The organism is Roseomonas sp. TAS13, from assembly GCF_001950415.1.
GTDB lineage: Bacteria > Pseudomonadota > Alphaproteobacteria > Acetobacterales > Acetobacteraceae > Roseomonas > Roseomonas mucosa.
This window is the reverse complement of record NZ_BDLP01000804.1, coordinates 1-252: the sequence shown is the minus strand read 5'-3', so window position 1 is coordinate 252 and position 252 is coordinate 1. Positions and strand designations below refer to the sequence as shown.

Genomic DNA, 252 nt, shown 5'->3' with positions numbered 1-252 from the left:
AGGATCACCGCGGCGAAGCGGGGTGGCAGGTGAAGCATGGCGGCGTCTCTTGGCGGGGACACGCCAGCCTAGCCAGTCACCCGCCTCGCCGCCTACGCCTGTCTCAGATGGCCAAAGTCGAGCTAAGACCCCGTTTCATAACGGCTGAGCCAGACGCCGGACGAGGATCATGGCGGCGGCGAGGGTGAAGAAGGCGACGGCGGAACCGACGGTGGCCTCGTGATCGCGAGCGAGGCGTCGGCAGCGGCCGAA

General features: G+C 67.9%; 1 pseudogene. It reads right to left on the bottom strand.

The annotated features are described in order from the left end of the window. Window positions 1-135: 135 nt before the first annotated feature. Window positions 136-252: pseudogene (locus ROTAS13_RS26880) on the bottom strand (IS5/IS1182 family transposase); the annotation flags it as partial.